We start from the raw sequence: 19,905 nt of genomic DNA on the forward strand, positions 1-19,905 counted from the left end.
AAGAGCGCCGTCAGTCCCTGACCCGCGCAACCGTTAACGCAACTTCAGTGTCGACAACCCGATCAGCACCAGCAGCATGGTGATGATCCAGAAGCGCACCGTGACCTGGGTTTCCTTCCAGCCGCCCAGTTCGAAATGGTGATGCAGCGGCGCCATCCTGAAGAGCCGCCTGCCTTCGCCATAGCGGCGCTTGGTGATCTTGAACCACGTGACCTGCGCCATCACCGACAGTGTTTCCACCACGAAGATGCCGCCCATCACGAACAGCACGATCTCCTGGCGCACGATCACCGCCACCGTGCCGAGCGCGCCGCCCAGCGCCAGCGCGCCCACGTCGCCCATGAACACCTGCGCCGGGTGCGCGTTGAACCAGAGGAAGGCCAGCCCCGCCCCGCTCAGCGCCGAGCAGAAGATCAGCAGCTCGCCCGCGCCCGGGATATGCGGGAACAGCAGGTACTTGCTGTAGACCGAACTGCCCATCACGTACGCAAACACACCCAGCCCGCTGCCGACCAGCACCACCGGCATGATCACCAGCCCGTCCAGGCCGTCGGTCAGGTTGACAGCGTTGCTCGAGCCCACGATCACCAGGTAGGTCAGCACGATGAAGCCGGCCACGCCCAGCGGGTAGCTGATCTCCTTGAAGAAAGGCACGATGAGGTTGGACTTGTACGGCATGTCCAGCGACAGCCCGCCCTCGACCCAGCTCAGGAACAGGTCCCACACCTTCACGTTGCTGCTTTCCGACACCGAGAACGCTAGGTAGACCGCGGCCACCAGGCCGATCAGCGTCTGCCAGAAAAATTTCTCGCGGCTCGACATGCCGCGCGGGTCGCGATACACCACCTTGCGGTAGTCGTCGACCCAGCCGATAGCGCCGTAGCCGAAGGTGACCAGCATCACCACCCAGATGAAACGGTTGCCCCAGTCGCACCACAGCAGCGTCGACACCGCGATCGAGACCAGCACCAGCACGCCGCCCATGGTCGGCGTGCCGGCCTTGACCAGGTGGGTCTGCGGACCGATGGTGCGCACCGCCTGGCCGACCTTCAACTCGGTCAGCTTGCGGATCACCCACGGACCGAACGCCAGCCCGATCAGAAGCGCGGTGAGGTTGGCCATCACCGCGCGGAAAGTCAGGTAGTTGACGACCCGGAGGAAGCTGTAGTCGTTTTGCAGCCACTGGGCCAGAGCCAATAACATCGTGTTGTCTTATTTAGTGTGCGGAAGAGTCTGCGACCAGCGCCGCGACCATCCGTTCCATGCGCATGAAGCGCGATCCCTTCACCAGCACGGCGCCCGCTTGCGCCACCATGCCCCTGCTGTCTTCCTCCAGTGCCTTTGCCAGTGCTTGCGCGCTGCCGAAATGCCGGCCGCCCGCGCCGAATGCCTGCACCGCATGCACGGCCAGTTCGCCGGTCGCCCACAGCGTGCCAACGCCGCGCGCCTTGGCGTAGGCGCCGATCTCTTCGTGGAACGCCGGGCCCTGGTCGCCCACTTCGCCCATGTCGCCCAGCACCAGGATGCGCGGCGCGGCAAAGCCGGCCAGCACGTCGATGGCGGCGCGCATGGAGTCGGGGTTGGCGTTGTATGTGTCGTCGATGACGACCGTCCCACCCGGCGTGTACTTGACCTGCAGCCGGCCCTTGACCGCATGAAAGCCGGCTAGGCCCGACTGGATCGCCGGCACGTGCACTCCCGCGGCCAGCGCGCAGGCGATGGCGGCCAGCGCGTTGCGCACGTTGTGCTCACCCAGCAGCGCCAGGCGCACGTCGAAGCCATGGCCGGGCGCGCGTACCTGCATCACTTGTGCGCCGTCGACCAGCGTCACGGTGGCGTGCACATCGGCGCGCTGCGAGGTGCCGAACGACAGCGCGCGGCGCGCGCCCGCGGCTTCGCGCCACAGCGGCGCGTGGGCGCCGCCGCTTTCCGCGTCGAGCGGGTACACCGCCACGCCGTGGGCCGGCAGCGCCGCGATCGCGGCGGCGTGCTCGTGGGCGACGGCTTCCACGTTCACCATGAACTCCTGGTGCTCGCGCTGCGCGTTAGTGATCACCGCCACGGTGGGCTGGGCGATGCCGGCCAGGTAGACCGTCTCGCCCGGGTGGTTCATGCCGAGCTCCAGCACCGCCAGCTTGTGCGTGGCGCGCAGGCGCAGCACCGTCAGCGGCAGGCCGATATCGTTGTTCAGGTTGCCGCCGGTGGCCAGGCGCTGGTCCTCGCCCACCGCCGCGGCAAAGATGGCCGCGATCATTTCCTTGACCGTGGTCTTGCCGTTGCTGCCGGTCACCGCCACCGCCGGCAGCGTGAACTGGCGGCGCCAGCCGGCGCCCAACTCGCCCAGCGCGAGGCGCGTGTCCGGCGCGACGATGGCCGGCACGCCGGCATCGACTTCGCGGCTGACCAGCACGGCGGCAGCGCCGCGTGCCACCACGTCGGCGATGAAGTCATGCGCGTCGAAGCGCTCACCCTTGAGGGCGACGAACAGGTCGCCCGGCTCGACGCTGCGGCTGTCGGTATGCACGCGCGAAAACTTCACGGCGCCGTCGCCGCAAACGCGCGCGCCGGCGATCCAGCCGGCGGCTTGCTGCAAGGTGGTCATTGGGGTCTGGCTCATGCCGATACTCCACGGGTGGCAAGCGCCAGTCGTACGTGTTCGCGATCGGAGAACGGGCGCTTGCGGCCCTGGATCTCCTGGGTGGCCTCATGGCCCTTGCCCGCCACCAGCACCACGTCGGCCGGTGCCGCGTGCTTGACGGCATAGAGGATGGCGGCGGCGCGGTCTTCGATCTGGCGAGCGCGCGCGCGCTCGGCCATGCCGTCGGCAATGGCGTCCAGGATGTCCTGCGGGTCTTCGCTGCGCGGGTTGTCGCTGGTCAGGATGACCTCGTCGGCCTCGCGCTCGGCCACTGCGCCCATTAGCGGGCGCTTGATCGGGTCGCGGTCGCCGCCGCACCCGAACACGCACCACAGGCGGCCGTTGCGCGCCTGCGCCACCGGGCGCAGCGCGGCCAGCGTCTGCGCCAGCGCGTCCGGGGTATGGGCGTAGTCGACCACGGCCAGTGGCGCATCCGGGCCGCCGGCGGCACCGAACAACTCCATGCGCCCTTCCACCGGCGTCAGCGCGCGCAGCGCGGCGATGGCCGCGTCCCACGCCACGCCGTTGGCGAGTGCCGCACCCAGCACCGCCAGCAGGTTGCTGACGTTGAAGGCGCCGATCATCGGCGTGGCCATCTCGGCGCTGCCGAAGCTGCCGTCGATATGGAAGGCGGTGCCGGTGGGCGTGGCGCGCACGTTGGTGGCGCGCAGCCACTCGCCGCGCGGGCGGCGCACCGTGGCCGCGTCGGGGCCGTCGATGCCGTATTCGATCACGTGCGGCGCACCGATGGCGGCGGCGTCCGCCGCAAGCAGGCGCTGGCCCATGGCGTCGTCGCGGTTGATCACGGCAGTGCGCAGGCCGTCCCAGCGGAACAGGCTCTCCTTGGCGGCCTCGTACTCAGCCATCGAGCCGTGGTAGTCGAGGTGGTCCTGGGTCAGGTTGGTCAGCACCGCCACCGAGAAATGCGTGCCGGCCACGCGCTCCTGCTCCAGGCCGTGCGAGGACACCTCCATCGCCACAGCGCGCGCGCCGGCGTCGTGCAGGGACGCCAGGCTGGCCTGCAGCTGCACCGCGTCGGGCGTGGTGAAGCCGGTGGCCTGCAGCGCGCCCGGGAAGCCGGTGCCCAGTGTGCCGATGGTCGCGCAAGGCGTGCCGGCGGCCTGCAGCACCCGTGCCAGCCACTGGCTGCACGAGGTCTTGCCGTTGGTGCCGGTAATGCCGGTCACGGCCAGGCCGCGCACCGGGTTGCCATGCCAGCCGGCGGCGATCGGGCCGGCCAGCTGGTGCAGGCGGCTCACCGCGAGGTGCGGCACTACGTCGCCGAAGGGCCAGTCGAAGCCGTCGGCCTCATGGACGATGGCCCCCGCGCCGGCGGCGATCGCCTGGGCGATATAGGGCCGGCCGTCGGTGGCCAGGCGCTCGTTGCCGAGCACGTAGGCGAAGAACACATCGCCGCGCGCCAGGCGCCGGGTATCGCCGGTCAGCTGCGCGGCGGCGGCCACGTTGGTACGCAGCCAGGCCAGCGCGTTGCTGGCCTGGGCGGTGACCTCGAGCGGGAGCAGTGGCTTGGCCGTCATTGGGTCGAGCTCCACGGTTCGCTCTCCTGCACCTTGTCGCTGACCACCAGCTGGCGGATCGGCGAGTCGGGCTGCACATTCAGTGCGCGCAGTGTGCCGCCGGTGATGGCCGCGAACGCCGGGCCGGCCACCAGGCCGCCGTAGTGGCTGCCGGCCGTGGGCTCGTCCACGCTGACGGCCACGATGATGCGCGGATTCGACATCGGCGCCAGGCCGATGAACGAGGCGCGGTACTTGCTGCGGTTGTAGCCGCGGCCTTCATGCTTGTAGGCGGTGCCGGTCTTGCCGCCGACGCGGTAGCCCATCACCTGCGCCTCGGGGGCGGTGCCGCCGGGCGCGGTCACGGTTTCCAGCATGGCGCGCACATCGCGCGCCACCTGGGGCGACAGGATGCGTTCGCCGGCGACAGGACCGTTGGTGCGGAACATCGACACCGGGATCAGCTCGCCGTCATGCGCGAAGATGGTGTAGGCATGCGCCATCTGGAACAGCGACACCGACAGGCCGTAGCCGTACGACATGGTGGCCTGCTCGATCGGGCGCCAGCTCTTGAACGGGCGCACGCGGCCGGCCACGGCGCCGGGGAAGCCGATCTTGGGCGCCTGGCCAAGGCCGACGCTGGTGAACATGTCCCACATTTCCTGCGGCTTCATCATCATCGCGATCTTGGTCGTGCCGATGTTGCTCGACTTCTGGATCACGCCGCTCACCGTCAGCGCCCCATAGTTGTGGGTATCGCTGATGGTGGCGCCTTCGAAGTTGTACTTGCCGGTGGTGGTGATCACCGTGGACGGCGTCACGCGCTTGAGCTGCAGCGCCAGGCCGACCGTGATCGGCTTCATCATCGAGCCCGGCTCGAAGGTATCGGTCAGCACGCGGTTGCGCAGCTGCTCGCCGGACAGCCGGGTACGGTCGTTGGGGTTGTAGGTGGGCCAGTTGGCCAGCGCCAGCACTTCGCCGGTCTGGGCGTCGAGCACCACCGCGCTGGCGGCCTTGGCCTTGTGCTTTTCGACCACGGCCTTGAGTTCGTTATAGGCCAGGTACTGGATCTTGGCGTCGATCGACAGCTGGATGTCCTCGCCGTCACGCGGGGTCTTCAGCACGCCGACGTCCTCGACCACGCGGCCCAGGCGGTCCTTGATCACCTGGCGCGCGCCGGCACGGCCGGCCAGGCCGGGTTCGCGCGCCAGCTCCACGCCTTCCTGGCCGCGGTCTTCCACGTTGGTGAAGCCGACGATGTGGGCCATCGCCTCGCCTTCCGGGTAGAAGCGCTTGTATTCGCGGGTCTGGTGGATGCCTTCGATCTTCAGCGCGGCGATCTTGTCGGCGACGTCAGGCAGCACCTGGCGCTTCAGGTAGACGAAGCCCTTGTCCTCGGACAGCTTCTTGCCCAGGTCTTTCTCGGACATGCCGAGCAACTTGGCCAGCTGGCGGATCTTGGCGGCATCGACCTGGTTGGGCACGTCCTCGGGCACCGCCCAGATGGCCTTGACCGGCAGGCTGGTGGCCAGCACCAGGCCGTTGCGGTCCAGGATCTTGCCGCGCGTGGCCGGCAGCTCCAGCGTGCGCTGGAAGCGCTTCTTGCCCTCGGCCTCGTAGAACTGGTTGCCGGGGCCCTGGATCCAGGCCGCGCGCACGGCCAGCGCGCCGAAGGCCGCGAACATCATGAACACCACCAGCTTGGAGCGCCACATCGGCAGGCGCAGGCCCAGCACCGGGCTGGCCGAGAACTGGCCGCTGCGCGGGCGCGACGCGGTGCCGTTGCGGTCACGGCGGGGCGGGTTGGGACGGGCCATGCTCATCGGCGCGCCTCCGCGGCACTGGCCGGCGCCGCCTCGGCGGGCGCCGGCAGCACGATGCCGGACAGGTACTGGGTCTTGCCGGGGTTGACCGGCGCCATCTTCAGCTGCGCGCGCGCCGTGTCGGCGATGCGTGCGCTCTTGCCCAGCGCGCTCTGCTGGTACTGCAGGCGCGACCAGTCGATATCGAGCTGCTTCTCTTCAGCCTGGGCCCGCTCCAGTGCGACGAACAGCGTGCGCGCCTGGTGCTGCGCGCTCACCAGCGACAGCGCGCACAGGATCAGCGCGGCGAGCAGGAAGAAGGTCAGGCGGTTCATGCGCGTGCGCCTCCGCCCGCAGGAGTCGCGGCAGGGGCCAGCTTCTCGGCCACGCGCATCACGGCCGAGCGCGCGCGCGGGTTGGCGGCCACCTCCTCAGTGCCCGGCTTGTAGCGGCCGAGCAGGCGCAGCGTCGGTTGCGGCAGGTCGGCCGCGCGCAGCGGCGCACGGCGCAGCGCCGGGTCGGCATCCTGCTGGGGACGGGCGTGCGCCGCCATGAACCGCTTGACGATGCGGTCCTCCAGCGAGTGGAAGCTGATCACCACCAGGCGCCCTCCGACCTGCAGCAGTTCATACGCCGCCTTCAGCCCTCTTTCGAGGTCCTCAAGCTCTTGATTGACGTGAATCCGTAGAGCCTGAAAGGTGCGGGTCGCAGGGTCCTGACCCTTCTCGCGTGTCTTGACGGCTTTCGCCACGAGCGCGGCAAGGTCGGCAGTAGTGGCGATGGGTCCGCCATCGCCGGGTTCGCTCCGGCGAGCAACAATCGCCTTTGCAATCTGTACAGCAAACCGTTCTTCCCCATAGTCTCGTATCACCCTGGCAATGTCCTGCTCATCCGCCTGCGCCAGCCACTGCGCGGCAGTGATGCCGCGCGTCGTGTCCATGCGCATGTCCAGCGGGCCCTCGAAACGAAAGGAAAACCCCCTCGCCGCCTCGTCGATCTGGGGCGAGCTGATCCCCAGGTCGAGCAGCACGCCAGCGACGTGGCCGCGCCCCGACAGGCGCTCGGCCATGGCCGCAAAGCTCGCGTGCTCAATGGAGAAGCGGGCATCCTTGATGGTGCCCGCTTCTGCGATTGCTGCTGGGTCCTTGTCGAACGCAACCAGGGCCCCGTCTGGCCCCAGCCGGGCCAGCACCGCCCGGCTGTGCCCTCCCCTGCCGAAGGTGCCGTCGACGTAGACCCCGTCGGGCCGCCAGACCAAGGCGTCGACGGCCTCGTCCAGCAGCACGGTGCGATGGCGCAGGGCGGGGGTTGCCGGCGTTCCGGTAGGACTCATGACCTCGTCAGAAAGAGAAATTCTTCAATGCTTCGGGCATGCCCTGCGCCATCGCCTGCTGTTCCTTGGCGGCGTAGGTCGCGGCATCCCACACTTCGAAATGGCTGCCCATGCCGAGCAGCATGACTTCCTTGTCGAGCAAGGCGGCACTGCGCAGTTCCGGGGCGATCAGCACCCGGCCCGCGCCGTCCATTTCCACGTCGGCGGCGTTGCCCAGGAAGATGCGCTTCCACCAGTGCGCATCCATCGGCAGCGCTGCAATGCGCGTGCGGAAGGTTTCCCACTCGGGCCGGGGAAACAGCAACAGGCAGCCATCCGGGTGCTTGGTCAGCGTCACCCGGCCCTCGGCCTGCTGTTGCAGCGCCTCGCGGTGCCGGGACGGAATGGACATCCGCCCCTTGGCATCCAGCGAGAGTGCCGATGCTCCCTGAAACAAGCTTGCTCCCGGTCCATGCCGGCCGGTTGTCGGCCAGCATGCGCGTGAATCCCTTCTGTTCCGACTATGGCGACATCATCCCACGGCCGGGGCCCAATTTCACACAAAAATACACTTCCTCACACTATTTCCCACTTTAGAGGAAGCGATATGGCGGGTCAAGGCTGGTTGCAGGGCAGCAAACGAGTTTTTTTGAATCAGAACAATGACTTAGCGCGCACACTTCACGCACCGAAAAAGTGAATCCTTAATGAAATGAAGATCTTAGGGAGGAAAGCCGAGAAACCACCTGAGAACCACTTGCGGAGGAACTGCCGGCGGCACGGGAAAGACCTGCCCCGTCGCGCGAAGAAAGGATACAACAATTGCCCGCCAGCCCCGCCGGAACCAGGGCCAGCGAGGGGCAAGCAGGGGCCGGCTCAGATCCGGTAGGCGGCGGTGGTCATCACGCGCGAGGCGCCGCGCATCAGTGCCCGCACCGGGGCGGGCAACGGGATCCCGCCGGCATCGCGCGCGGCATCGCCGTGGCGGATCTCGTCGTCGCGCATCTGCTCGAGGATGGCGCGCGAGCGGCCGTCGGCCTCGGGCAGGCGGTCCAGGTGCCCGCCCAAGTGGTGCTCGACCTGGCGCTCGGTCTCGGCGACGAAGCCCAGGCTGACACGATCGCCGGCGCGGCCGGCCACCCAGCCGATGGCGAAGGCGCCGGCGTACCACAGCGGGTTGAGCAGGCTCGGGCGCGAGCCCAGTTCGCGCAGGCGCTCGGCGCACCAGGCCAGGTGGTCTTCCTCTTCGCGCGCGGCGGCATCCATCTGCGCGCGCACCGCGCCGTTGCGGGCGGTGAGCTTCTGGGCCTGGTACAGGGCCTGCGCGCAGACCTCGCCGACATGGTTGATGCGCATCAGCCCGGCCACGTGGCGGCGTTCATCGGCGCTCATCTGTTCGGTGTCCGGTGCCAGCCGGTCAGCCGGGTTGGCGCGCGCGGTGCGCGTGGCGCCGGCAATGGCGCGCAATGCCACGTCGAATTCTTTGATCAGGGTGTCCATGTCGCAGAGGCAGTTGGTCGTCGTTCCCGGCAGCCCCTGTCATCGTGGGGTGCGCGGCCGCGGCGCGGCACGCGCAGGGGCCATCGGGATTACCCGCATTGTAGCTTGCCTCTAATCGGCGCCAACCCGCATCCCGCCTTGCATTGATGCGCCTGGCTACTCAGAAACCCTGAGTTGTTAAAAGAAGACAAGGGGGATTGGCCTGACTAGTGAATTAAGGGTTGTTTGTTACAGTACTTCGCAACTTCCAAGGAAGTTTGACGCACGGGGGATGGAGACCAACAGGAGGTTCTCCCGGGCCGTCACCAATAATTCTTACAGTGGAGATCAACGAGCATGAAGAAATCGCTTCTGGCGCTGGCAGCGCTTGGCGCATTTGCTGGGGCGGCGCAGGCCCAATCGAGCGTGACCCTGTACGGCGTGGCCGATGCGAACCTCGAATACGTCAGCAATATGTCGACGACGAACCCGACCAACGCCAGCCCCACCAACCCGTTCCCGGGCGCAGCGCACAACCTGTTCCGGATGTCCTCCGGCGGCCTGTCCGGCTCGCGCTGGGGCCTGCGAGGCGTCGAGGACCTGGGCAGCGGCCTGAAGGCGCTCTTTGTGCTTGAAAGCGGTTTTGGGCTGGATGACGGGAAATCGCAGCAAGGTGGCCGCCTGTTCGGTCGTCAAGCCTACGTCGGCCTGGAAAGCGACCAGGTCGGCCGCGTGACCTTCGGTCGCCAGTACACCTCGCTGTTTGACATGATGGCCAACTTTTCGCCGACCGGCTATGCCACCCAGTACGAGCCGGTGGTCGCTCAACTGGGCCTGAACTTCCGCTCGGACAACACTGCCAAGTACACCGGCAAGTTCGGCCCGGTGACCGCGGTCGCGCACTGGTCGTTCGGTAACGGCGTTGCCGGCGGCGGCGAAGTCCCCGGCCAGTTCCGCCGCGACACCGGCTACGGTGCCGGCCTGGCGTGGGCCGCCGGCCCGTTCGGCATTACCGCCGCCTATGACCAGTACAACCCGACCCTGAACGCCGCCGGTGGCACCGGTGACTTCAAGAAGGCCGCGGTTGCCGCCAGCTATGCCTTCGGCCCGGCCAAGCTGATGGCCGGCTATCGCTGGGGCATGAACAAGGCACCGAATGACAATACGATCCTGAAGGACAACTACTACTGGGTCGGTGCCAACTACCAGGTCACGACGGCGCTGGGCCTGACGCTGGCTTACTACTACGACGACGTCAAGAACCTGAACCTGGCCGCCACCGGCGCCACCAACAATATCAAGAACCCCTGGCAGATTTCGTTCGTCGCCGACTACAACCTGTCCAAGCGCACCGACCTCTACCTGACCACCGCCTATTCGAAGAACGCCGGCCTGAACTTCGACACCTCGGCCATCAGCTTCGCCAACGGCTACTTCCTGGGTGCCGGCAAGGACAACATGGTCGGCGTCGCCCTGGGCATCCGCCACAAGTTCTGATCGCCTGTCGATCCCGGTCGCAAGGCCGGTCTGCAAAGGCACCTCCGGGTGCCTTTTTTCATTGGCGCGCCCCCCACTCCCATAGGGCATCACCTCATCGGCGCCACCCCGGCAGCGGACTAGAATGCACTTACCGTAGCCGCCCCACCGACCTCACGAGCGGACAACACCAGGAGACTCACGCATGCAACCCAATCGCCGGCGCGCCGTCGCGCTGCTGCTGTCCGCCAGCCTTGCCGCGCTCGCCAGCCAGTCGGTGCTGGCCGCCGACCCGTACCCGGCCAAGCCGATCCGGCTGGTGGTGCCCTTTGCCGCCGGCGGCACCACCGACATCCTGGCCCGCGCCGTGGCCGCGGAGCTGGCCAGGCTGCCGGGCTGGAACGTGGTGGTCGACAACAAGCCCGGCGCCGGCGGCAATATCGGCGCGGACCTCGTCGCCAAGGCCGCGCCGGATGGCTACACGCTGCTGATGGGCACCGTGGGCACCCATGGCATCAACCAGTCGCTGTACGGCAAGCTGCCGTTCGACCCGATCAAGGACTTCGCTCCGATCACCGAGGTGGCGGCCGTGCCCAACGTGCTGGTGCTGAACCCGGCGTTTGCGCAGCAAAATAAGATCGACAGCGTCAAGGACCTGATCGCCTACGCGCGCGCCAACCCCGGCAAGATCAACATGGCCTCCAGCGGCAACGGCACCTCGATCCACCTGGCCGGGGAGCTGTTCAAGACGCAGACCCGGACCTTCATGGTCCACTTCCCGTACAAGGGCAGCGGGCCGGCGCTGACGGACCTGGCCGGGGGCACCGTGCAGGTGATGTTCGACAACCTGCCGTCGTCGATGGCGCTGATCAAGAGCGGCAAGCTCAAGGCGCTGGCGGTGACCAGCGCCAGGCCGTCGCCGGCGCTGCCGGGCGTGCCGACCATAGCCCAGGCCGCGGGCCTGCCGCAGTATGAAGCCAGCTCCTGGTTCGGCATGCTGGCGCCGGCCGGCACGCCGCCGGATGTCATCCACCGCATCCAGCAGGAAGTGGCCAAGGCGCTGAATGCCCCGGCCGTGCGCGAACGCCTGCAGGCGCAGGGCGCCGAGCCTGTCGGCAACACCCCGGAGCAGTTCGCCGCGTTCATCCGCGCCGAAACCGCCAAGTGGGCCAAGGTGGTCAAGGATTCCGGCGCCAAGGTGGATTGACGCCGATTTGATCGCCGGCAGGGCGGCGGCCCGTATCGCGCATATACTTGAGGCATCAAATGTCGGCTGCCCGCCCCGTGGGCGGCCCCTGGCGGCTGCGGCCGCACCCCTGCGCACCGATGCACTGAAGATGCCAAACCCGTCCCCTGCCGCCGGCGCCGAAAGCGCGCCGGTCGACCTTGAAACCCGCGCCGACCAGACCGAGCACGAAGCCCTGCGGCTGTGGTTGCGGCTGTTGACCTGCACCACCCTGATCGAGGGCGATATCCGTTCGCGGCTGCGCCAGGATTTTGCCTGCACCCTGCCGCGCTTCGACCTGATGGCACAGCTCGACCGCCACCCTGAAGGCCTGAAGATGGGCGAGCTGTCGCGCCGCATGATGGTGACAGGCGGCAACGTCACCGGCATCACCGACCAGCTGCAGCAGGAAGGCCTGGTCTCGCGCGAGGCCCTGCCCACTGACCGCCGTGCCTACCTGATCCGCCTGACCCCGGCCGGGCGCGCCGCGTTCTCGCGCATGGCGCGCGCGCATGAGGACTGGATCGAGCAACTGTTCTCCGGCCTGGCCGAGACCGACCGGCGCGCCCTGTTCCGACTGCTTGGCCGGCTCAAGACCGGCCTGATCTCGCCATGAAGACCCTGCCCTACCTTGTCCTGTGCGGCCTGCTGCCGGCGCTGGCCGCCTGCAGCAGCACGCCGCAGCCGCCGCAGGTCACGCCGGTGAATGCCACCATCAAGCTTGGCCGCGTCACCGAGAAGACGTTCCTGACCCGCCTGGACGTGGCCCAGGTGCCCCCGTACTACGGCGGCGGCACCAGCGTCGGCGTGGGCGCCGCGGGTGGCGGCGGGGGTGGCGGGGTGGGCGTGGGCTTTGCCTTCGACCTGAGCCGGCTGTTCAGCAAGCCCGCACCGGTGCAGCAGGTGGACCTATTCCAGTACAAGGTGCGAACCATGGACGGCGCGATCGTATCGGCCAACGCGCCGGCGGCGCCGGGGCTGGAGCCTGGCGCGTGCGTGCGGGTGATCTACACCGACGGCAGCCAGGAAGCCCGCCTGGCGCCATCGAACGAGTGCTGAGCCGCCGCAACGCGGCCTGAAAGCACAACGGCCTCCACTCGGGAGGCCGTTGTCGTTTGCAGCGGCTGCCGCTCAGGCGGCCTTGCGGCTGTCGCGCAGTTCGCGGCGCAGGATCTTGCCGACGTTGGTCTTGGGCAGCTCGGTGCGGAACTCGACGTACTTGGGCCGCTTGTAGCCGGTCAGGCGTTCCTTGCAGAACTCGATCACATCGGCCTCGGTCAGCCCCGGATCCTTCTTCACCACGAACAGCTTGACCACCTCGCCCGAGTGCGTGTCGGGCACGCCCACGGCCGCCACTTCCAGCACGCCCGGGCACTCGGCGACCACGCCTTCGACCTCGTTCGGATACACGTTGAAGCCCGACACCAGGATCATGTCCTTCTTGCGGTCGACGATCTTGGTGTAGCCGCGCTCGTCCATCACGCCGATGTCGCCGGTCTTGAAGAAGCCGTCCGGGGTCATGACCTTGGCGGTCTCGTCCGGGCGGTTCCAGTAGCCGGCCATCACCTGCGGGCCGCGGATGCAGATCTCGCCCGGCTGGCCGAGCGGCACGTCCTTGCCGTCGTCGTCGCGGATCACCACTTCGGTCGAGGGCAGCGGCATGCCGATGGTGCCGGAGAACACGTTGGTGTCGGTCGGGTTGCAGGTGGCCGAGGGCGAGGTCTCGGACAGGCCGTAGCCTTCGATGATCGGGCAGCCGGTCTTGGCCAGCCACTGCTTGGCCACCGCCTCCTGCACCGCCATGCCGCCGCCGTTGGCCACGCGCAGGCCGGAGAAATCGACCTTGCTGATTTCCGGGTTGTTGAGCAGCGCGTTGTACAGCGTGTTGACCGCTGGGAACATGTTGAACCTGTACTTCTGCAGTTCCTTGATGAAGCCCGGGATGTCGCGCGGATTCGGGATCAGCACGCCGGTGCCGCCGCTGCGCATGCCCAGCAGGCAGCAGACCGTCAGCGCGAAGATGTGGTACAGCGGCAGCGCGGTGATGGTGATGGGCTGGTCGATATGGGCGCCCTTGTCCAGCGCCGGCTGCATCCACGCCTCGGACTGCAGCACGTTGGCCACCACGTTACGGTGCAGCAGCACCGCGCCCTTGGATACACCGGTGGTGCCGCCCGTGTACTGCAGGAAGGCAACGTCCTCCGGCCCCGTGGTGGCCGGCTGCAGCGTCAGCTTGCGCCCTTCGGCCAGCACGCTGTTGAAGCGCACGCAGTTGGGCAGCTCCCACGCCGGCACCATCTTCTTGACGTTGCGCACCACGAAATTGACGATCGCGCCCTTCAGGCCGCCGAGCATGTCACCCATGCTGGCCACCACCACATGCTTGACCGGGGTCTTGGCCAGCACCTGCTGCAGCGTCGAGGCAAAGTTCTCCAGGATCACGATGGCCTCGGCGCCGCTGTCCTTGAGCTGGTGCTCGAGTTCGCGCGGGGTGTAGAGCGGGTTGACGTTGACCACCACGAAACCCGCGCGCAGCACCGCCGCCAGCACCACCGGGTACTGCAGCACGTTCGGCATCATGATCGCCACGCGTGCGCCGGGGCGCAGCCCGCGCGACTGCAGCCACGCGGCAAAGTGGGCCGAGAGCTGGTCCAGTTCGCCGTAGGTGATGGCCTTGTCCATGCAGATGAAGGCCTTGCGGTCGGCATAGGTGCGGAAAGACGCCTCGAGCAGCGCGGCAAGCGAGCGGAACTGGCTGGCATCGATCTCGGCGGGAACGCCGGCCGGGTAGTGTTTCAGCCAAATTCTTTCCATAGCACCGTCTCCTGAATTTCTGAATGGTCGTTCGATTTTGCCGAGATGCTAAACGTGCGCCCCGGTTAAAACAACAACTTAGACGAAGTCCTCGGGGTCACCGGACAGCCCTTGGTGCCCCTGACGGGCATTATGCGCCACCGATCGGGCGCAAGTAGCGGGATAACCCCTAGTGAGGCAAATCCGCACTCACCCGCCGCTGGGCAGCGCCAGCTTCATCATGCTGGCGGCAAGCTCCTGCGCCAGTGTCTCCGGGTCCATGCGCCCGGGTTCATGCCAGGTGTACAGGAAGCCCACCACGCTGCCGATCGCATGCGCCGTCACGCGCGCGTCGCCGAAGGCGAACACGCCATCGCGCCTGCCCTCTTCCAGCAGCGCATAGAGGTCGCGATAGAAGTCCCGCGCCATGCTGTCGAGCCACGCCACGGTGTCGGGGCGCAGGTACTGGTTGTCGCGAAAGCTCAGCGTGGCCGGCACATGGCAGGCAACGCAGCGCCGCGCCATCTCGAGCAGGCAGGCCTGCAGGCGCTCGCGCACCGGCAGCGCCGGGTCCGCGGTCTCGCGGATCACGGGCAGGCAGGTCTGGGCCGACTCGCGGCACAGGATGTCGAAGATCTCGTACTTGTCAGTAAAGTAGTAGTAGACCGCCGGCTTGGTCACGCCCAGCGCGCGGCACAGGTCGTTCATGGTCATGCCGGGATAGCCCTTGCTGTAGAAGAGCTGCGCGGCGGTATCGAGGATCTGGCGGCGGCGGGCCTCCTGGCGCTCGGCGATATGCGGGCGGGCCGGCTGCGGCTCTGGCGGTGCGCTCAACGGCGGGTTCAGCGGTGCGGATCTGGGTGCAATCGACATGATGCAATTCTCGCACGGCGGGACGCGGCAGCTTAGTTGGCCGCCGTCTTGCCGCCCGCGGTCAGCGTGCCGGTGCGCGTGGCTGGCGGCGCCAGCCGCTGCAGCGCGGCCTCGCGCTCGGCGGCGGGCAGCGCGCCGATACGGGCGGCCTCGTCATAGAACCGCTGCCAGTCGCCGTTGCACCGCGCCAGCAACGCGGTGAAGGCCGGCACCCACTGCTGGTAGGTGGCCACCGCGGCCAGATGGGCGTTGGTCAGCGGCTGGTCGAACCAGCGGTCATAGCCGCTGAAGCCGCCCCACTCCGTGCGTAGCCGCGCGTACTCGGTGCGCAGGTCGGCGAAGATCCTGGCCTTGCCCTCGCGCTTGGCGTCATCATCGAGCGGGGTCTGGTACAGCGCCACCAGCCGGTCGCGCGTGCCCAGCAACAGCGCGCGGAACTGCTGGCGCCGGGCATCGTACTGCCGATAGCTGGCGCGCGCGTCCTCCGACGCATCCTCGGACAGCCAGCGCTCCACGCCCGCGGCTTCCACCGCGGTGGCGAAGGACTCGTTGAAGGCGGTGTCGTTGCGCACGTACACCACCTGGTGCGCCAGCTCGTGGAAGATCAGCCGCGCCAGTTCGCCCTCGGGCAGGTAGACGAAGGTATTGAGCAGCGGGTCGTCGAAATAGCCCAGCGTCGAATAGGCGGGGATGCCGGCCACGTACGTCTCCAGCCCGTCGCGGCGCAATCCCTGCGCATACTGCTCGGCATCGGACTGGGCGTAGTAGCCGCGGTAGCTGATGCAGCCGACGATGGGGAAGCACCACTTGCGCAGCTCCATCGACAGCTCGGGCGTGGCGAACACGCTCCACACCACATAGGGCCGGTGCAGGTTGGCGTAGCGGCGGTAGCTCCCGTTCTCGGGCAGCTTCAGTTCGCGCGAGGCAAAGTCGCGCATGCGGCCGGCCAGCGCCAGCCGCTGCGCCAGGCGCGCATCGTTGGCGTCGCGCGCGCTGGCGATGGCGTCGGTCAGCGGCTGTGCCTGGGCCATCACGCCCAGGTGGCCGCCGATCGACTGCGCGTAGTAGCCGACGGCCTCGCACCCGGCCGTCACCAGGACCACCGCGGTGAGGCCGGTCGCCGCCAGGAGTGCCGCCCAGCGCCGGCGGCCAGGCTGCGGCGTCATGCAGGCAGGACTGCCCCTTGCGTGCAGGCCTCGACCTGCACCAGGCAGTCATAGAACACCGGCGCGCGGCCCAGGTCGGTCAGGCGCTGGCTGGTCAGCTCGTTGGCGTTCTTGCCGTCCGAAGCCAGCTTCTTCCACCAGATCGACAGGCCCACCACCAGCCCGCGCCGGGCGCGGTCGGTGACGCGGGCGCGCGCCACCATGCTGCCGCGGTCGTTGAAGACGCGCACCATGGCGCCGTGCACGATGCCGCGCTCGGCGGCGTCGGCCGGGTGGATGTCCAGGTGCGGCTCGCCCTCGGTGGCGCGCAGGCTGTCGACGTTGACGAAGGAGCTGTTGAGGAAGTTGCGCGCCGGCGGCGAGATCATCGCCAGCGGATAGCGCGCCGCCAGCTCGGGCGCGGTCAGCGGCGCCTCGTACTGCGGCACGTAGTCAGGCAGCGGGTCGAAGCCATCGCGCGCCATCGGCTCCGAATAGAACTGGCACTTGCCCGATGCGGTCGGGAAGCCGCCCTCGGCGAACGGCGCCGCCGGCAGCGCCAGCTTCTGCCAGCCCTGCGCCTTCAATGATTCCCAGCTGATGCCGGCCGCGCGCGCATCGCCCGGAATGATGGCCTGCGCGGCGATGGCCTCGTCGCTGTCGGCAAAGCACGCCTCGGTGAAGCCCAGGCGCTGCGCCAGCCGGCGGAAAATCTCGGTATTGGGCAGGGCCTCGCCCATCGGCGCGATGGCGGCGTTGTTGGCCAGAAAATAGGTATGGCCGTAGGCCTTGTGCACGTCGGTGTGCTCAAGCTGCGTGGTCGCCGGCAGCAGGATGTCGGCATAGTCGGCGGTGTCGGTGCGGAAATGCTCCAGCACCACCGTGAACAGGTCCTCGCGCGCAAAGCCCGCGGCGACCTTGCCGGATTCCGGCGCCACCGCGACCGGGTTGCTGTTGTAGACCACCACGGCCTCGATGCGCGGCGCGCCGGGTGCCGGCTCGGCCAGCAGCGCGTCGCCGATGGTGCTCATGTTGACGATGCGCGGCAGCGTCTGCGGCCAGCCAGGCAGCAGGTCGGGGCGCTGCAGCGCGGCTTCGTCGATCGGGAAGAAGCCCGAGGTCGACAGCTGCAGCCCGCCTGCGGGCTGGCGCCAGGCGCCCACCAGCGACGGCAGGCACGCCACCGCGCGCACCGCCTGGCCGCCGCCGTGCACGCGCTGCATGCCGTAGTTCAGGCGGATTGCCACCGGCTGGCGCTCGCGCACCGCCAGCTGGCCGTAGAGGCCGGCCAGCCATTCGATGTCCTCGGCCGGGATGCCGCAGATTTCGGCCGCGCGTGCCGGAGTGTAGGCCTGCGCGCGCTCGCGCAGCGCCTCGAAGCCGACGGTGTGGCGTTCGATGTAGTCGTGGTCGAGCAGGTCGTCGCGGATCAGCACATGGATCAGCGCCAGCGCCAGCGCGCCGTCGGTGCCGGGCATCGGGGCGATGTGGCGGTGGCACTTCTCGGCGCTCAGCGAGCGATACGGGTCGATCGCCACCAGCGTGGCGCCGCGCCGCTTGGCTTCCTGCGCGCGGGTCCAGAAATGCAGGTTGGAAGCAATCGGGTTGCCGCCCCAGATGATCACCAGCCTGGCATCGACCACGTGCTCCATGTCCATGCCCACGCTGGCGCCGTAGGTGTAGCGCAGCGCGGTGGCGCCGGCGCTGGCGCAGATGGTGCGGTCCAGCCGCGATGCGCCCAGCTTGTTGAAGAAGCGCGCGGCCATGCTCTCGCCCTGCACCAGCCCCATGGTGCCGGCATAGCTGTACGGCACGATCGCCTGCGGATCGCGCGCCGCAATCGCCTGCAGGCGCGTGGCGATGGTGTCCAGCGCCTCCTCCCAGGAGATCGGCGCGAACTTGCCTTCGCCCTTCCTGCCGATGCGCTTCATCGGCGTCAGCAACCGGTCCGGGTGGTAGGTGCGCTCGGTGTAGCGCGACACCTTGGTGCACAGCACGCCCTGCGTGCCGGGATGGTCGGGATCGCCCGCTACCTTGACGGCACGGCCGTCCTCGACGGTAACGAGCAAGGCACAAGTGTCGGGGCAGTCATGCGGACAGGCGGCGCGGACGATGCGGGAAGCCATGGGGTCTCCGGGCGGGGTGTGTTGTTTTCGTTCGGTCGTACGGAACTGGAGATGCCGGCGCAGGCGGCGGGTTGCGGCGCCCGAGCCGCGCCGGCGGGCGGCGCTTTCCCGGCCGTGCGGGGTGATGGCGGGGAGTATCTCGATCCGATTGTATTCGATTATGATGTGCCGGCGCGCTGCCGGCACAGACCAGTACGCGCACCATGCCGCACGACGTGAGCAATTTGCCGGCGAGAGACCGGCCGACGCGGCCAACGGGTAACCGAACCACATTTCGCGGGGGGTTTATGTCTTTCCGATCCGGGGTCAATGGCCGGCTTGCCGGCCTGCTGGTGGCGTGCGCCATCGGCACGGGTGGCGCATCCTGCGCTGCCTTCGCAGCCAACACGGCGGGCACCGCCGACACATCCGAAAACGGCGTCACTGCCGACACCATCCTGCTGGGCCAGTCCGCCGCCCTGACCGGCCCGACCGCCGTGCTCGGCAAGCAGATGAACTCGGGCGCGCGGCTGTATTTCGACCACATCAACCAGCAGGGCGGCATCTACGGCCGCAAGATCCGGCTGGAGGCGCTGGACGACTACTACGAGCCCGAGCCCGCCGCCAGGAACACAAAGAAGCTGATCGAGGAAGACCGCGTCTTCGCCCTCTTCGGCTATGTCGGCACGCCCACCAGCCAGGCCGCGCTGCCGCTGGCAACCCAGGCCAAGGTGCCGTTCTTCGGCCCGTACACCGGGGCGCAGTCGCTGCGCGAGCCGCGCAGCCGCTACGTCTTCCACGTGCGCGCCGGCTACAACGAGGAAACCGCGGCCATCCTGCGCCAGATCCAGACCACCGGCCTCAGGCGCGTGGCCGTGGTCTACAACGAGGACGCCTACGGCAAGGCCGGACTGGAAGGTCTGGAGCGCGCGCTCAAGGCCGCGCCCGACAGCGGCGTACAGATCGTCGCGCGCGAGCCCGTGGTCCGCAATACCACGGAAATCGGCGATGCCATACAGGGCTCGATGAAGACCAGGCCCGACGCCGTGGTGATGATCAGCGCCTACCGCACCGCCGGCGCCTTCGTGAAGGAAGCGCTGCGCCGCGGCTACAGCGGCCAGTTCTACAACGTCTCCTTCGTCGGCACGCAGGCGCTGGCCAACGAGGTGGGCGCGCAGGGCAGCGGCGTGATCATCTCGCAGGTGATGCCGCACCCGGGCAACGCCACGCTGCCGATCGTGCGGGAGTACCTGCGCATGCTGCAGGCCGCCGGCAAGCCCAGCGAATTCGACTACGCCAGCATCGAAGGCTTTATCGCCGCCAAGGCCTTCACCGAAGGCCTGCGCCGCGCCGGCAAGGACCTGACGCGCGAGAAGCTGGTGACCGCGCTGGAGTCAATGCGCAGCTATGACCTCGGCGGGTTTATCGTCAACTTCACGCCGGAGAACCACGTGGGCTCGAAATTCGTGGAGATGACGATCATCAATTCGAAGGGCCAGGTGATCCGCTGAGACTCCGGGTTTTCTCCTCCCTGCGCGAG

General features: G+C 68.2%; 17 protein-coding genes. 5 read left to right on the top strand and 12 right to left on the bottom strand.

What is annotated here, in order from left to right; translation table 11 throughout:
* Nucleotides 1-33: 33 nt before the first annotated feature.
* The 8 genes from mraY to coq7 all read right to left on the bottom strand — a co-directional run bounded on the left by mraY (nt 34) and on the right by coq7 (nt 8,769).
* Nucleotides 34-1,203: a phospho-N-acetylmuramoyl-pentapeptide-transferase gene (gene mraY / locus CNE_RS15700; protein ID WP_013958076.1), complete on the bottom strand. Its 1,170-nt coding sequence runs from the start codon at nt 1,201-1,203 to the stop codon at nt 34-36.
* A gap of 13 nt (nt 1,204-1,216) precedes the next feature.
* Nucleotides 1,217-2,617: a UDP-N-acetylmuramoyl-tripeptide--D-alanyl-D-alanine ligase gene (locus tag CNE_RS15705; RefSeq protein WP_013958077.1), complete on the bottom strand. Its 1,401-nt coding sequence runs from the start codon at nt 2,615-2,617 to the stop codon at nt 1,217-1,219.
* Nucleotides 2,614-4,176 (bottom strand): UDP-N-acetylmuramoyl-L-alanyl-D-glutamate--2,6-diaminopimelate ligase, encoded by a 1,563-nt coding sequence (locus CNE_RS15710; RefSeq protein ID WP_013958078.1) that lies wholly within the window; start codon nt 4,174-4,176, stop codon nt 2,614-2,616. The genes CNE_RS15705 and CNE_RS15710 overlap by 4 nt, the downstream gene beginning before the upstream one ends.
* The gene (locus CNE_RS15715; protein ID WP_013958079.1) at nt 4,173-5,978 is read right to left on the bottom strand and encodes a peptidoglycan D,D-transpeptidase FtsI family protein; all 1,806 of its coding nucleotides are present in this window, start codon (nt 5,976-5,978) and stop codon (nt 4,173-4,175) included. The genes CNE_RS15710 and CNE_RS15715 overlap by 4 nt, the downstream gene beginning before the upstream one ends.
* Complete coding sequence (gene ftsL / locus CNE_RS15720) at nt 5,975-6,292, bottom strand: cell division protein FtsL (protein WP_013958080.1); 318 nt, start codon at nt 6,290-6,292, stop codon at nt 5,975-5,977. Before ftsL ends, CNE_RS15715 begins: the two co-directional genes overlap by 4 nt.
* Nucleotides 6,289-7,290 carry a 16S rRNA (cytosine(1402)-N(4))-methyltransferase RsmH gene (gene rsmH / locus CNE_RS15725; RefSeq protein ID WP_013958081.1) on the bottom strand — a complete coding sequence of 334 codons (1,002 nt, stop codon included), beginning with the start codon at nt 7,288-7,290 and terminating at the stop codon, nt 6,289-6,291. The genes ftsL and rsmH overlap by 4 nt, the downstream gene beginning before the upstream one ends.
* 7 nt (nt 7,291-7,297) lie before the next feature.
* Nucleotides 7,298-7,726, bottom strand: coding sequence for a division/cell wall cluster transcriptional repressor MraZ (mraZ, locus tag CNE_RS15730; RefSeq protein ID WP_013958082.1), 429 nt, complete (start codon nt 7,724-7,726; stop codon nt 7,298-7,300).
* 419 nt (nt 7,727-8,145) lie between these two features.
* Nucleotides 8,146-8,769, bottom strand: a complete 624-nt coding sequence (coq7, locus tag CNE_RS15735) for a 2-polyprenyl-3-methyl-6-methoxy-1,4-benzoquinone monooxygenase (RefSeq protein ID WP_013958083.1) — start codon at nt 8,767-8,769, stop codon at nt 8,146-8,148.
* Nucleotides 8,770-9,105: 336 nt separating this feature from the next.
* Between coq7 and CNE_RS15740 the strand changes: the two genes are divergently transcribed.
* The 4 genes from CNE_RS15740 (at nt 9,106) to CNE_RS15755 (ending at nt 12,508) form a co-directional block, all read left to right on the top strand.
* Nucleotides 9,106-10,245: a porin gene (locus CNE_RS15740; protein WP_013958084.1), complete on the top strand. Its 1,140-nt coding sequence runs from the start codon at nt 9,106-9,108 to the stop codon at nt 10,243-10,245.
* 184 nt (nt 10,246-10,429) lie between these two features.
* Complete coding sequence (locus tag CNE_RS15745) at nt 10,430-11,431, top strand: tripartite tricarboxylate transporter substrate binding protein (RefSeq protein ID WP_013958085.1); 1,002 nt, start codon at nt 10,430-10,432, stop codon at nt 11,429-11,431.
* A gap of 130 nt (nt 11,432-11,561) precedes the next feature.
* The gene (locus tag CNE_RS15750) at nt 11,562-12,065 is read left to right on the top strand and encodes a MarR family winged helix-turn-helix transcriptional regulator (RefSeq protein WP_013958086.1); all 504 of its coding nucleotides are present in this window, start codon (nt 11,562-11,564) and stop codon (nt 12,063-12,065) included.
* Nucleotides 12,062-12,508, top strand: coding sequence for a hypothetical protein (locus tag CNE_RS15755; RefSeq protein ID WP_013958087.1), 447 nt, complete (start codon nt 12,062-12,064; stop codon nt 12,506-12,508). The genes CNE_RS15750 and CNE_RS15755 overlap by 4 nt, the downstream gene beginning before the upstream one ends.
* A gap of 72 nt (nt 12,509-12,580) precedes the next feature.
* On the opposite strand, the gene CNE_RS15760 is transcribed toward CNE_RS15755, so the two are convergent.
* From CNE_RS15760 to CNE_RS15775, 4 genes are all read right to left on the bottom strand, one after another.
* On the bottom strand, nt 12,581-14,263 hold the full coding sequence (locus CNE_RS15760; protein WP_013958088.1) for a long-chain fatty acid--CoA ligase: 1,683 nt from the start codon (nt 14,261-14,263) through the stop codon (nt 12,581-12,583).
* A gap of 189 nt (nt 14,264-14,452) precedes the next feature.
* On the bottom strand, nt 14,453-15,115 hold the full coding sequence (locus CNE_RS15765) for a TetR/AcrR family transcriptional regulator (protein WP_013958089.1): 663 nt from the start codon (nt 15,113-15,115) through the stop codon (nt 14,453-14,455).
* A 32-nt stretch (nt 15,116-15,147) separates the two neighbouring features.
* Complete coding sequence (locus tag CNE_RS15770; RefSeq protein WP_013958090.1) at nt 15,148-16,281, bottom strand: aminopeptidase; 1,134 nt, start codon at nt 16,279-16,281, stop codon at nt 15,148-15,150.
* Nucleotides 16,278-18,386, bottom strand: coding sequence for a molybdopterin-containing oxidoreductase family protein (locus CNE_RS15775; RefSeq protein WP_013958091.1), 2,109 nt, complete (start codon nt 18,384-18,386; stop codon nt 16,278-16,280). Before CNE_RS15775 ends, CNE_RS15770 begins: the two co-directional genes overlap by 4 nt.
* 287 nt (nt 18,387-18,673) lie before the next feature.
* Between CNE_RS15775 and CNE_RS15780 the strand changes: the two genes are divergently transcribed.
* Nucleotides 18,674-19,876 (top strand): ABC transporter substrate-binding protein, encoded by a 1,203-nt coding sequence (locus CNE_RS15780; RefSeq protein WP_013958092.1) that lies wholly within the window; start codon nt 18,674-18,676, stop codon nt 19,874-19,876.
* Nucleotides 19,877-19,905 lie beyond the last annotated feature (29 nt).

Source organism: Cupriavidus necator N-1 (assembly GCF_000219215.1).
In the GTDB taxonomy this organism is placed as follows: Bacteria; Pseudomonadota; Gammaproteobacteria; order Burkholderiales; family Burkholderiaceae; genus Cupriavidus; species Cupriavidus necator.